Consider the following 13,384-nt stretch of genomic DNA (forward strand, 5'->3'; position numbering starts at 1 on the left):
GGGATGGGGCATCGGCGCGGCAGTCGTGCTTGCGCACCCCCCCTTTAAAAGTTTTTGGGGAAGGAGGGGGTGTGGGGGAGGGAACCCTTTTTTCCCAAAAAAGGGTTCCCTCCCCCACATCTTCGCCTCTCTCCCCCCAAGGACATCTTCGCCATGCAGCGACAATTTGGGATCATTGGCCATCCGTTGGGCCACACGTTAAGCCCCTTGGTGCACAACTGGGGGTTTTCGCTTTTTGACCTGGATGCCAGGTATCGGCCGTGGCCGACGCTGCCTGAGGAACTGGCGGCGTTCATGGCCCGGTTGCGGCAGACGCCCATTGAGGGTCTGAGTGTGACCATTCCGCACAAGACGGCGGTCATGGGGTACGTGGACGCGGTGACCGAGCTTGGGCAGGCGGTCGGGGCCGTCAACACGCTCTATTGGCGCGACGGGGTGCTTTGGGCTGATAATACCGATGTCGAGGGCTTTTGCCGGCCGCTGGCGGTTCGGGGCATTGCGCCGAAGAAGGCGCTGGTCCTGGGGGCGGGCGGCGCGGCCCGGGCGGCGGTGGCCGGCTTGGCCCGACGGCTGGGCGTGGCCGAGGTGGCCATTACCGCGCGCACCTTGGAAAAAGCCGAGGCGTTGGCCCGGGAATTTGGCGTTGCGGCCGTGGCCTGGGACGACCGGGCGGGTTGGGGGGCGGATTTTGTGGCCAATGCCACGCCCATGGGCATGGCCGGGCGTTTTGAGGGCGTATCGCCCTATCCGGCCGGGGCGCTTGGGCCGGGTACGGTGGTGTTCGATCTGGTGTACAATCCCCACGAGACGCGGCTGGTCCTGGGCGCCGTGGCGGCCGGGGCCGGCGTGGTGCCGGGCATCGAGATGTTTCTCTATCAGGCCGTGGAGCAGTTCCGGCTCTGGACCGGGCTGACCTTGCCTGACGACGAGTTGCGGCCGCTTATTTTGGAAGCGCTCTATGGCAACGACTCCCCCGGGGAGACGGAGGACGACGTCACATGATGGATACGCTGCGCACCTTGGTGCGGTTTTTCGAGTCTGTGGGGCAGGTTGCGGCCGTGGTGCTGCTGGTGGTCGTGGTGGTCGGCGTGGTTTTATTCATCTGGCTGGGCATGGTGAGCCGTAAGATGCCGCCCTCGGTGTCGCCGACGGGCGGGCCGCTGCGGTCTGATGGCGCAAAGCCCAACTGGGTCTCGAGCACGGTGAGCAAGAACGATCCGCTGCATTATATCGCCCCCCGGGCTTGCGCGGAAAATCCCATCCCGACCCTGATCAAGGTTTTGGGGCAGGGCAAGTATACCGTGGTCGCCGCTACCGAGCGGTATATCCAGGCCACGGCCCGGTCGTCGCGCTTTGGCTTTGTGGATGACCTGGAATTTCTCTACGACCCGGCGGCCGGTCTGCTGCATATGCGTTCCGCCTCCCGGGTCGGGCACAGCGATCTTGGCGTCAACCGCCATCGCCTGGAAGCCATCGTCAAGGACGCCGGCCTGTAGTGCCGCGTTCACAAAAAACAGGTATGTTTTTTTGTGAATAAATAGTGTAAATTCAGCGTATTGATTCTTGGTTGGCCCGAGCGGAGACGACCGTCGGCACACGGGAAAACAGGACAGGCGGTCCAATGGAAAAGGGCGCACCCGGGAGTCGGGCGCGCCCTTTTTTCGTCTGCGGTTGCGGTCGGCTTACTGGTGGATGGTGAGCTGCGCCCCGGTCTGGAGCGAACTGGAGCTTTTCATATTGTTCCAGGCCATGAGCGAGGACGGGTCCACATTGAATTTCTTGGCAATGCCCCACAGGGTGTCGCCAGGGCTGACCTTGTAATTGACCGACTTGCTGGCCGGTTTGGCGGCCTGCGGTTTGGCGGCCGGCGCAGGAGCCGGCTGGGGCGCGGCCTGGGCAAAGGTCTTGGCCACCGGGGGCTGGGGCGCGGCGGCCGGCTTGGCGGCTTTGTCGTATTTGGCCGGTTCGCGCGGGGCCGGGGCGGCAGCAGCCTGGACCGGCGCGGGAGCCGGCGCCTTGGACCCGCCGGGCAGGGTGAGCCTGTCGCCGGGGCGCAGTTTGTCGAGGCGGCCCGGGTTGGCGGCGGCGAGCTGTTTGGGGTCGATGCCCTGGCTGCGGGCGATGGAGTGGGCCGTATCGCCGGCTTTGACCGTATAGGAGCCGGCCGAAGCGGTCTGGACCGGGGCCGGGGCGGCCGGCTCGGGCGCTTTTGAGCCGGGCTTTTTCGGGATGCTCAGACGCTTGCCGACCAGGAGTTCCTTGGGCGAGCGCAGGCTGTTGGCGGCCATGAGTTCCTGGGGGGAGACGCCGTGTTTGGCGGCAATGGAGCCGACGGTCTCGCCTTTGGCCACGGTGTGGCTGGCTTCGGCCTCGGCCAGACTGACCGGGGCGTTTCCCTTCACGCCCGCAGCGGCCTGGGCCGGGGCGGCAGCCTGGCCGCCCGGAATGTTGAGCCAGGAACCCTGGGTGAGGCGGCCGGCGTGTTTCATCTTGTTGGCGGCCAGGAGTTCCTGGGTGGACACGCCGTATTTGCGGGCCACGCTGCCGACGCTGTCGCCTTTGCTGACCCGGTGCCGTTGCGGCTTGGCGGCGGCGAACGGTTTGGGGGCGCAGGCGTCGGGACCTTCGGCCAGGGCGGAATTGTCGGCGCCCGAGGCGCTTAAAGCCACGCGCACGGTCTGGCCGGGCGGCAGGGTTTCGGGCAGGGAGGCGTTTAACTGGCGCAACTCGGCCACCGGCATCCCGGATTTACGGGCGATGTTCCACCAGGTGTCCCCGGCTTCGGCGGTGTAGGTCTGGCCGCCGACCGGCGGGTAATTGCCGGGATTATTTAAAAAAGCCAGGGCGACCTGTTCTTTGGCCACGGGCACGTAGACGTTGACGGTCATATCCGGCGGGCTGACCTGGCGGCGAAAGCCCGGGTTGTATTCCCGAAACTGTTCCCAGGGCATGGAGCAGGCCTGGGCCAGGGCGGCCAGATCGGTGCCGCCAGGAGCCGGAACCTCTTTGAGGTTGGGGCCGGCCTGCCAGTTGACCTTTTTAAAGCCCAGGGTGTCGAGGTTCTGGAAGATCTTGAGGACCGCCAGGAATTTCGGCACGTAGTGGCGGGTTTCATCCTTGAGCAGCTTGGGGTCTTTGGCGATGTCGAAGAAGTCGCACTGGCCGCTGGCGGCCATGACCCGGGAAATTTTGCCTTCGCCGGCATTGTAGGCGGCCAGGGCCAGATTCCAGTCGCCAAACATCTGGTAGAGTTTGGTTAAGTATTTGGCGGCGGCCACCGTGGATTTGTAGGGATCGCGCCGCTCGTCCACCCACCAGTCGACGGTCAGCCCGAAGCGGCGGCCGGTATAGGGCATGAACTGCCACATGCCGCCCGCGCCAACCGGCGAATAGGCCATGGTGTTGTAGCCGGATTCGATAAACGGCAGGGCAATGAGGTCCGGCGGCAGGTTGTAGCTGGCCAGCACCGCCCGCACATAGGGCAGATGCGGTTCGGCCCGGCGCAGCCAGGTATCCATGGACCCGCGTTTGTCGATGGAGAAGTACTGGAGAAAAACCTGCACTTCCTCGTTTTCCTTGACGTCAAGGTCGAACTGGATGGCTCCGCGCGAGGCCAGGGCCTTTTTTTCCTGTTCGGTCAGGGGCCGGCCGCGCTGGAGGTTTTTTAAAATCTGGGAGGTATCCCAGAGTTCAGGCTCCAGGTTGGCCTTCATGTCGGCGTTGGATTTGTCATACTGTTTCCCGGAACAGCCGGAGAGCAGCAGAAAAGCGGGGAGGAGGACGAAGAGGAGATAACGGCCCATGCACCATACTCCAAAAGGAAAAAAGACCGGAAGGCGGGTTTCGCCGTCCCGAGGAGGTTGTCGAAGGACTCTTAGAAGGCTCAATCTATTAATAATTCTGTATCCTTTAGTCCAAAGTTGACGAAAGCGCAAGGAAAAAGACCTTGTGGAAACGAGCGTTATACGGCATTTTGCGGCATGACCAAAAATGATCGTAATCGCCGGCCGTCCCCGAACCGCCGGCCTGATGGCCCTTCCGAACAGCGCGATGACCGACGCTCAAATTCCGGTTCCGAGAAGCGCTCTGCCTCCGGTTCCGGCTCCGAAAAACGCAATACTTCCGGTTCCGGCCATCCGTCCAGCCGGCCGCCGGCCCGCAAGACCGGACAACGTGACGACCAGCGTGAACGCACCGGCGACCAGGGCCGTCCCCGGCGCGACGGCGACCAGCGCCCGACCCGTCCTTCAGGAGGGCGCAGCGATTCCCGCGACAACGACCAGGGCCGCCCGCGCCGTGACGGCGACCAGCGTCCGACCCGTTCCACCGGCGGGCGCGGCGATTCCCGCGACCGGGCCGGCGACCAGGGCCGTCCGCGTCGTGACGGGGATGCCCGTTCCGGCCGTCCAACCGGGCCGCGCGGGGAAAAACGGGAACGGACCGACGACCAGAGCCGGCCGCGCCGCGATAATGACCAGCGCCCCGAGCGCCAGTCCGACCGCCGCGACGGGTACAAGGGCAAGCCCGAAGGCGACCGCCAGCAGGCCTACGATGCCGGCCGCCGCTCTGGCGAGCGGCCCGAGCGCGAGGCGCAGCCGCGTCCGTTTGTCCGGGCCGAGCCGACGCCGATCGTGCCGACCGTGTTGCCCGAGGACATTTTGCCGGGTCGCAAGCCCGTGCGCGAGCTGATCGAACAAAGCCCGCAGAGCGTGGACGACGTGCTGTTGCGCCAGGGCCTTCGCGGGGCCGACGTGGACGCCATTGTCACGGCCTGCACCGCTGCCGGGGTGCGTTATCGGTTCATGCCGGCCGGCGACATGGACAAGATCTATCCCGGCAACCATCAGGGCTTCCTGGCCCGTCTGTCGGCCGGGGATCTGGCCAGCCTGGAAGACGTGCTGGAGGCCACCAGGAATGCGCCCCTGCCCGTTTCCCTGGCCCTGGACCGGGTGCAGGACCCGGGCAATGTCGGCACCCTGGCCCGTACGCTCTTTGCCCTGGGCGGCGGCGGCCTGATCGTGCCCAAGCATGAAGGCGCGCGGCTTGGACCGGGCGCGGCCAAGGCCTCGGCCGGGACGCTGGCCCGTTTGCCCGTGGCCAAGGTGTCCAATCTGGCCCGGGCCTTGGACGAGGCCAGCGAGGCGGGATTTACCATCATTGGCGCGGCTGGCGAGGCCGAGGCCAAAAACATCTATACGGCCACGCCGGACTTCCCCATCATCCTGGTGCTTGGCAGCGAGGACGAAGGCATCCGGCCCGGCGTGCTCAAGCGCTGCCAGGCCATCTACCGCATTCCCCAGGCCCGGCCGCTCGATTCCATCAATGTGGCCCAGGCCGGGGCGATTATTCTGGGACGTCTGGCGTCGATTCTGGATCAGGGGAACTGACCCGGTCGCTGCATTCGGCCAGGGAGGCGCGTCTGGGGCGGGTGACCGTCCAGGGCGCTTCCCAGGCCGGTGGGGCGCAATAGGCCGCTCCCGGCAGCACCACCCGCCAGGCGTGCAGCCGCATGGGCGGCGCGCCGCCGCCGTACTTGGCGTCGCCGACCAGGGGATAGCCCCGGGAGGCCAGCTGGGCGCGGATCTGATGCGTCCGTCCGGTTTCCAGGCGCACTTCCACCAGACTGGCGGTGGGCATGGACACCAAAAGTCGCACCTTGGCCACGGCTTCCTTGCCCACCTCGCCGGACACCATCCGTTCCTTGCCCGGCCCGCCTTCCTTGGCCAGCCTGTCCCGCAGCGTCACCCACTCGTTGTCTTCGCCTAAAAGCCACCGTCCCCAGACCCAGGCCAGATAGTCCTTGCGGGCCTGTCCGGTCAGCATGGCGTCGTGGATGCGGCGCAGGGTCCGGTAGCTTTTGGCCACCAAGAGCAGGCCGGTGGTGTCACGGTCCAGGCGATGGGCCGGGGTGGGGCGAAAGGGGGCGTCGGGATAGCGGGCGTTTAGAAGCGTGGTCAGGGCCACGGTGTGGCCGGAGCCGGGATGCACCGGCAGGCCGGCCGGTTTGACGACCACCAGCAGGTCGTCGTCTTCGTGCAGGATGTCCAGCGGCGGATGGCTGGGCGCTGCGGCCCTGGTCCGGGCGGCAGGCGGCGCGGCCGGTTTGCCCGATGGCCCTGCCCGGCCGTCGCGGCCTGTCGCTGCGGCCCGCGCGGGCGTCTTTGGCCGGTCCTCGGGTCCGGGAGACGGCCCTTGGCGCCCCGGCCCGCCGGTCCCGTCCGGGTCATAGGGCGGCACGCGCACGAGCTGGCCTTGGCCCACCCGGTCAAAGGGCTTGCAGCGTTTGCCGTCGAGGCGCACCTGTCCGGTGCGAATGAATTTTTGCAGGACAGCCTGGGGCAGACCGGACCCCAGACGCCGGGCCAGGTATTGCAGCAGCTTCTGGCCGGCTTCGGCCGGGGTGACGGTGAAGGTCTGGACGGGCGTTTTCATAGTGCGGCACTGACACCGGGTGTGTCCAGACAGGCGGGAATCACACCCCCCCGTGAAACGTTATTGGGGAGGGGAGCATGCGGGGAACCCTTTTTCAAAAGGTTCCCCTGACATCTTCTCGCGTTTGCTTTTTCGCTGCGCCCTCGCCGCCTACGGGGCGAGTTTGAAGCGGTTGGAGTCGACGATGAGCATGATCATCGAATCCTGGCCCAGGCCGTTGTGGTCCTCGGCGGACAGGGTGTAGACGCCGGAGACGCCGACCACGCGCTCAAGTTTCTCCAGGGCGGCGCGCAGGGCTTCGGGATCGGCCTTGCCGGCCTTTTCCAGGCCCGCCCGCAACAGCGTCAGGGCGTCATAGGCATAGCCCGAGTGGGTGTTGAGCGGGAATTTCTCCTGGATGCCGTTGTCCTTGTAGGCCTTGATAAACGATTCGATGACGATCTTTTGCGGGTCTTCGTCGGGCAGGGATTCCGGGGCCATGAGCTTGGTGCCGGGCATGACCGTGCCGCCGGCCGCTTCGCCGGCCATCTCCAGGTAGCTGGGACCGGGCTGGCCGTGGCTCTGCACGAGCAGCGGGCGTTCGCCGGGCAGGGCGGCGAAGTTTTTGGCGGCTATGGCCCCGGCCGGTCCGATGGTCCAGACCACGGCGGCCTGGGGTTTGGCGGCCTGGAGCTTGAAGGCCTGGGCCGAAAAATCCGTGCCTTTGTTGTCAAAGCTCTCTTCGGCCACGATCTCGATGCCGAATTTGGCGGCGTTGGCCGTAAGTTCGGTCAACCCGTCCTGGCCGAAGGCGTCTTTGGAGCAGAGCACCGCGATCTTCTTGATGTTCTTGCCTTTGAGGTAGTCGTATATCTTGGCCACGGCCGTGGCGGTGCGCTGGGGAGCCTTGAAGGTCCAGTCGTAGGGACCAAACTTGCCGCCGGCAATGACGGCATCGCCGCCCACGGTCATGATGACCGGGACGTGCTTTTCCTCGGTGTACTTTTTAACGGCCAGCCCTTCGCCGGTGGAGGTGGGGCCGATGATGGCCAGGACCTTGTCGCCTTCGACGAGCTGGCGGGCCTGGCGCAGGGCCACGTCCGGGGAGGATTCGGTGTCGTAGGCAATAAGTTTGAGCGGGCGGCCGAGCACGCCGCCCATGTCGTTGATCTGTTTGACGGTCATTTCGGCTACAAGCTTGCTTGGCGTGCCGACGACGGCGGCCGGTCCGGACTGGGCGAAAAGCCCGCCGATGAGAATGGGTTCGCCGGTCGCCTGGGCAAAAACGCCCGTGGCGGGCAGGCACAGGAGCGCAGCAAGCAGGAGCAGGACTTTGGCCATGGGGAAGCCTCCGATACGGTGTGGTCTAAGCGCAAATGGCAGGGTTTTTTTACCGCATCGGGGCGCGTTGTAAATCATTTTTGCAAGGTGGGCACCCGAGCCGGGGAAATGGGGTAGCGTCCCCGCGCCACGGTTGGCGTGGCGCGGGGACGTCGCCTGGAAACTGGGCAAGGCAGTGCAAGGGTGCACGCTGTTGACAGGACACCGGCAACGGGATTGCGGCCCCGGCCCCTGACAGTGGCACGGAGATCAGAGAAAATAGGGCACAAGTTTTCCGGCCCATTCAAGGATTTTGGCTATTGCTTCGATGATCTTTGCAATGGATTCAAGATGGTTGAGGCTATCCTTGGCTTTTTTGATGGCAGCGTCAAGGTGTTGTGTGAGAGCATCGACTTCGGGCTTGTCCTCGAAAAGAGAACTTTCGACTGCTTTCAGATAGAGTTTCTCTGCCTTCAATTTAGCGGTGTAGAGGGTGTCCTGCTGTTCTTGCGGCGCTTCGGATGAGACCGCGTACACATAGGCCTCGTCCGCAACGTCAAAGGCGGTCTTAAGACTCTCCAAACACGTCTCACGCGTTGTTTCGGACATGATTAAACCTCCTTTGAAGAGCTATTTCTGGGTGTCGATCTTTACGGCCAGGGCTTTGAGCTGGTCGATGAGAGACGTGAGTTGGGTCAGATCAATGCCGGCATCCTTTTCAAGTTCCACGTGGACTTTGACGAGAGCCATAAGCGCTTCAAGACATTTGTCATAGGTCAGTGCAATTTTTTCAAGTTTCTGATTGTAGATTTCGATGATGACGGCATTGAGGCCAACTCTCAGGTGCTTGTTGTTTCGGATAAGCTTGTCTGTATCGGGCGCGGCGGCAAGGCCGGCAGATGCGCCGATTTCATTGACAAGAGGTTTGAAAGAGAGCGCTCCCTGGCTGGACAGAAGGAGCGTGGCATTTCGCAACGTGCGGGCATACGCCTTCTGGAGCGAGGTGTACTGCTCCTTTCTTTTGTATTCGGAGAGCAGTTCAATCGCCTGATTCAATTCGGCATGAATTGCCTTGCTTGCGTCAATGATTTTATTGGCTTGGACAAAACCGACAATTTTCCCACCGGCATAGCGGAAGATATTGGTTAGCTCTGTCGATGGGGAGGGGACGCCTATAGCAGCCGCAAGGGGACCAGTGGATGCTGAGAGGCTGTCGAAGGCGGTAATAAATTTTCCACTGGCATCATAGGAGGCCAGCTCTCCCATGGCGACATAGGATTTTCGAAGATTGACTATCCACGCTGAATACGTACCAAGTACTTTTTGAATCGAAGTTATGGTTGTGAGTATTTCCTTCTCGGTGTTAAAATTGTCTGTGCATGCATCGGCATCCTTGTTTTTTATCTCTTGGCAGGCAGAAGCGCGAAAGGCAGCATGAAATAGGGCATACTTGTTGAGATTGTTGAGCTGGTCATTGGTCAGAATTGTGTTTTCCTGCAGTTGCGTTGCCGCTTCCTGCCCGGCCTGACTCAGTTTGATCGCTGTCGGCAGCGTCTTCTGGGCGCATGCGCCCAGAGTTAGCAGCAGGAACAGCAGACCTGACGCCAGGACAGGGGTGCAAAGCCGCGATTGTTCTTGGTCACGCCATAGGAATCCAATACTGGTCATAATGGAACCCTCCGGAAATAAGTTTATGCGAAATTATATCAGCAAAAACTATTAGATATATAGATTTGTCTAATTAATAAGACGTGAGTACCAATCTGACAGAATCTGTCAACGGCTTGCGCAGAGGAGATTGGGAAAAACGTGGGAAGGGTGCGAAAGGAAAACGCTTATTTTTTCATGCGCCAGTAGCCGGCGAGCAGGGCCGCGCCGAGCAACAGCCCGTTGACCAGGGTGCGGGCGTCGCCGAGCACCGAAAGCCAGCCCATGGCCGTTTCCAGGACAAGGGCGGCCAGGATCGGCCGCAGGAGATTGCCCGGACCGCCGATGACGAGAAACAGAAGAGCCTTGAGCGAGAGCTCCAGGTGGAACTGCTCGGGACTGATAAAGCCGGTGTAGTGGCCGTGGACCACCCCGGCGGCAGCCGAAAGGCCGCCCCCCAGGCCAAAGGACAACGAGCGCACCGAGGCCCGGTCGATGCCGAGGCTGGAAGCGGCCTGGCTGTCGTCGCGGCAGGCGGCCAGGGCGCGGCCAAGGCGGCTGTCGCGCAGGGTCAAAAAGATGGAGGAGCCGACAGCCAGCAGGCCGGCAAACAGGAAAAAGGTCAGCTTGTCGCCCCCAAGCTCCCCGATGCCCGGCACGGTCAGCCGGCTGTCGGCCATGAGCCCGGCCGAACCGCCGGTGACGCTTTCCAGGGACAGCACCAGATTGGTAAAGACCAGGGAGACGCACAGGGTGGCCATGGCCAGAAAGCCTTCGCCCAGGCGTTCCATGGGACGGCTGAGCATGGCGGCCAACAGGCCCGTGCCCAGCACCACTGCCGGGACAATCAGCAGGCTGGCCCCGGGAAAGCGGGCATGGAGCAGCACCGAGCCATAGGCCCCAAGCCCGGCAAAGGCCGCCTGGGCCAGGGAGATCTGGCCGCCAAGGCCAAGGCAGAAATTCAGCGCCAGGACGTTGACCGCCAGAAACAGGTGTTGGTTGACGGCCAGCAGCCGAAAACCGGGCGTGACAAGGCCGACGGCGGCCAGAGCGGCGAAAAACAGGGCAAGCGAGGTGCGGCGGGATGGGTGCATGGCTTACGGACGCTCGTCGTGCTCTCGCGGGGCAGCCACGAGCAGGATGATGATCAGCGCATAGATGGCGGTTTCCTTGATTTCGCCGGACAAGGTCAGCACCAGCGTCGCCTCGGCCAGTCCCAGGACGAGGCCGCCGGCAAACACCTTGCCAAGGGAGGTGTAGCCGCCAATGGTGGCGGCGGCAAAGCCCTTGAGCCCAAGGCCAAGCCCCATGTCGTAGCGAAGACCGGTCTGGGGACCGACGGCCAGGGCGGCCAGGGAGGCCAGCGCGCCGGCCAGGGCAAAGGACAGGGCGTGGCAAAAGACCGTATCGACCCCCTGCAACCGCGCACCCACGGCATTTTGGGCCGTGGCCCGAAGAGCCCGGCCCAGACGGGTGCTGTTTAAAAAGACGCCCAGCACCACCATGCAGACCACGGCCAAGACCAGGGCCGTGGCCGTATCGCGGCCCAGGAAAAGCGACCCCAGACGCAGATCGGGCATGGGAATGAGGCGCGGCGGCATGAGCGGATTTTTGCCCCAGGCCAAAATGGCCACGCCCTGGAAGACGAGGCTGGCGGCCACGGTGAGCATGAGCTGGCGCAGCGGCGCGGCCCGCAGGGTCAGGCCCAGGGTGGAGGCAAAAAGCACCCGGCCCAGGAGATACCCGGCCAGGCTGGCCGCAAAAAGGGCCACAACAGGCGGCAGGTGCATGACGCCGGCCAGACTGGTGATGATAAGCCCGCCAAGGAGCAGCAACTCGCCCTGGGCGAAGTTGATCAGCCGGCTGGCGGAAAAGATCAGGGAAAAGCCCAGGGCCATGATGCCGTAGACGGCCCCCAGGGCCAGTCCCGAATTGACGATCTGGGCCAGATACAAGGCAAGCAAGGCGACCTCGGCAAACCAGGGTTACAGACGCAAAAACGGGGGGACCGCAGCACGATGCGGTCCCCCCGTCGTGGTGTCAAGGGGTGGGGCTACTCGGACTGGTCGATGCCGTACTCGCCGGCCTGGCCCGCACTCGCGGGATCGAGCTTGTAGGCCAGCACGATGGTGCGGCGGGCGTAGACGCCGGCCGCGCCCGGCCAGGTGGTGAGGCACACCACCAACTCTTTTTGACCGTCGTTGTCGATGTCGGCCAGGGCGTATCCAGTGATGGTGCCCTTGATGCGCCGGGTCTTCCACAAGAGGTTCATGCCCACGCCGTCCCAGTACAGGGCATGAATTTCACCCTGGGAGAAGGTGCGGAAGGTCTCGAAGAACTGGGCGGCCAGAGAGATGTTCTTGCTGACCAGCACTTCGTAGCGTTCATCCTTGTCCAGATTGCTGACGATCATGGGCAGCGGGATGTAGTAGTACGTCCAGAGGTGGTCGCTCTTGGGCTTTTCCATGGGGGCCATGAGCGGGTCGAATTCCAGGCCGACGGCCGAGCCGCAGTACTGTTCTTCGGTGGCGGCCACGCGCTCGCCCTTGGCCGTATAGACCACGATGCGGTCCTGGTCGTCGTTTATGATGACCTTGTAGCCGCTTTTTTCAGGCACAAAGGCGAAGTTGAACGGGTTGGCCTTGTTGGGCAGGGGAATGCGGGTGGACAGCTGGGGCTGGCCGCCGGAGAAGATGACGTTGTGCACGCCCTGGACGAAGATTTCCTTCGGCTCGCCCTTGGAACCGACCAGCTGGCGGTTGAAGTCCGGCGCGACGGGCACCACGTTGAGGTAGAGCTTGATGTCTTTTTGCGTCTCAACCAGCTTGTTGCCGTCAAGGCTCAGGATGAACGAACGCGGCTCTTTGAAGTAGCTGGCCGAAACAATAATCTCGGATTTGCCGTCCCCGTTGATGTCTAGGGTGCTGATGTTGAGCAGCATGATGTTGGGCGGGGTCTGATACTTGGCAATCGGCATCAGCTGGCGGTCTTTGTAGTTGAAGACCTCAACCGAGTTCTGGGCCAGGATGGCCACTTCGTTTTGCCCGTCGCCGTTGAAGTCGCCGACGGCAATGCCGCGCGAGACAATGGGCATGGACTGGCTGCGCCAGACGCCCGGGGTGTCGGAGGGGCCGGCGTAGCGGAAGCTCGGGTTGAGATAGCCCTTCTGGTCGCCGTTGGTCTGGTTGACCACGAAATCCGAATTGAGCTGGCTGGAGGGAGCGCCGCCCTTGCCGGCAGCCGGGGTGGCCGGGCGCTGGAAAATTTCGTTGTTAAGCGTCTGGGCCGTGCGCTCCATGGCCGGGATCAGCTCGGCAATCTTGGTGTCGAGCGACTTGGGCCATTTCTTGCCGTCGCGCCCCACCACCATGATGTCCACGCTGGCCTGTTCGCCAGAAACCGTCACCGATCCGTAGGCGAGGTAATCCACGCCAAGGTCGTTGGCCGTCTTTTTGGCTTCGGACTCGGAGGCAGGAGCCTTGGCCAGTTTGTTCCCGGCTTTGGCTTTGTCCATGGGGGCAAGGTGGCCGGGCCAGTTCATTCGCGATTCGAGCATGCTCTGCACGCCCTGGCCCAGATACTGGTATTTCTCAGGCCCATGGACGGTAAACGGGGCTACGGCAAACGTCTTGACCTCAGCGGCCAAAGCGGACGCCGGCAGGCACAGCAGGGCCGCAACCAGCAGGACAAGGCGACGGAAAAGCATCATAGGGGGTTCCTCCGGGTCCATATCGGACCGTGTTGTCCGGGGACGTGGCGTCGGCAGATCGAGCCGGATCGCCGCGAGGCCCTGCATTACTATCAAGCCAGGGGTGTTGCAAGGCCCGGCAAGCCTCTTTCCTCCGTCCGCGTGTCCGGTCATGTCGTCCGTGACTCCGTCTGGTTACGCCACGTTCCTGCCGCGGCATGCAAAACTTACCATAACGTCACAGAACCGCAGCCCCTTCCCCTTGCCTAATCGTTCGGTCAGGGCTACCCCTGCACCCGCCCGAATCCTGGAGGAACT

General features: G+C 63.3%; 11 protein-coding genes. 3 read left to right on the top strand and 8 right to left on the bottom strand.

Translation table 11 applies throughout. The features are described from left to right. Positions 1–153: 153 nt before the first annotated feature. Positions 154–1,002: a shikimate dehydrogenase family protein gene (locus tag NY78_RS03260; RefSeq protein ID WP_043631700.1), complete on the top strand. Its 849-nt coding sequence runs from the start codon at positions 154–156 to the stop codon at positions 1,000–1,002. Next, entirely contained in the window at positions 999–1,496 is a 498-nt protein-coding gene (locus NY78_RS03265) for a DUF1499 domain-containing protein (RefSeq protein WP_043631704.1), read from the top strand. Before NY78_RS03260 ends, NY78_RS03265 begins: the two co-directional genes overlap by 4 nt. Before the next feature lie 186 nt (positions 1,497–1,682). Here NY78_RS03265 and NY78_RS03270 read toward each other — a convergent pair whose 3' ends face one another. Beyond that, a complete protein-coding gene (locus NY78_RS03270) occupies positions 1,683–3,803 on the bottom strand; it encodes a LysM peptidoglycan-binding domain-containing protein (RefSeq protein WP_043631706.1) in 2,121 nt (706 codons plus the stop codon). A gap of 177 nt (positions 3,804–3,980) precedes the next feature. Here NY78_RS03270 and NY78_RS25820 point away from each other — a divergent pair, with 177 nt between their 5' ends. Further along, on the top strand, positions 3,981–5,387 hold the full coding sequence (locus NY78_RS25820; protein WP_156180860.1) for a TrmH family RNA methyltransferase: 1,407 nt from the start codon (positions 3,981–3,983) through the stop codon (positions 5,385–5,387). Here the strand turns inward: NY78_RS25820 and NY78_RS03280 are convergent. From NY78_RS03280 to NY78_RS03310, 7 genes are all read right to left on the bottom strand, one after another. Next, positions 5,344–6,432: an RluA family pseudouridine synthase gene (locus tag NY78_RS03280; RefSeq protein ID WP_043631708.1), complete on the bottom strand. Its 1,089-nt coding sequence runs from the start codon at positions 6,430–6,432 to the stop codon at positions 5,344–5,346. The two genes, NY78_RS25820 and NY78_RS03280, sit on opposite strands and share 44 nt — an antisense overlap. A 150-nt stretch (positions 6,433–6,582) precedes the next feature. Further along, complete coding sequence (locus tag NY78_RS03285; RefSeq protein ID WP_043631711.1) at positions 6,583–7,752, bottom strand: ABC transporter substrate-binding protein; 1,170 nt, start codon at positions 7,750–7,752, stop codon at positions 6,583–6,585. A gap of 249 nt (positions 7,753–8,001) precedes the next feature. Continuing rightward, positions 8,002–8,340 (bottom strand): hypothetical protein, encoded by a 339-nt coding sequence (locus tag NY78_RS03290; protein WP_043631715.1) that lies wholly within the window; start codon positions 8,338–8,340, stop codon positions 8,002–8,004. Between the two features lie 21 nt (positions 8,341–8,361). Then, entirely contained in the window at positions 8,362–9,399 is a 1,038-nt protein-coding gene (locus NY78_RS03295) for a hypothetical protein (protein ID WP_043631718.1), read from the bottom strand. A gap of 167 nt (positions 9,400–9,566) precedes the next feature. Next, a complete protein-coding gene (locus NY78_RS03300; protein WP_043631721.1) occupies positions 9,567–10,472 on the bottom strand; it encodes a branched-chain amino acid ABC transporter permease in 906 nt (301 codons plus the stop codon). A 3-nt stretch (positions 10,473–10,475) separates the two neighbouring features. Continuing rightward, positions 10,476–11,342, bottom strand: coding sequence for a branched-chain amino acid ABC transporter permease (locus tag NY78_RS03305; protein WP_043631723.1), 867 nt, complete (start codon positions 11,340–11,342; stop codon positions 10,476–10,478). An 89-nt stretch (positions 11,343–11,431) separates the two neighbouring features. Continuing rightward, the gene (locus NY78_RS03310) at positions 11,432–13,087 is read right to left on the bottom strand and encodes an FG-GAP-like repeat-containing protein (protein WP_043631725.1); all 1,656 of its coding nucleotides are present in this window, start codon (positions 13,085–13,087) and stop codon (positions 11,432–11,434) included. Positions 13,088–13,384: the final 297 nt, after the last annotated feature.

Origin of the sequence: Desulfovibrio sp. TomC (assembly GCF_000801335.2) — a bacterium.
GTDB lineage: Bacteria > Desulfobacterota > Desulfovibrionia > Desulfovibrionales > Desulfovibrionaceae > Solidesulfovibrio.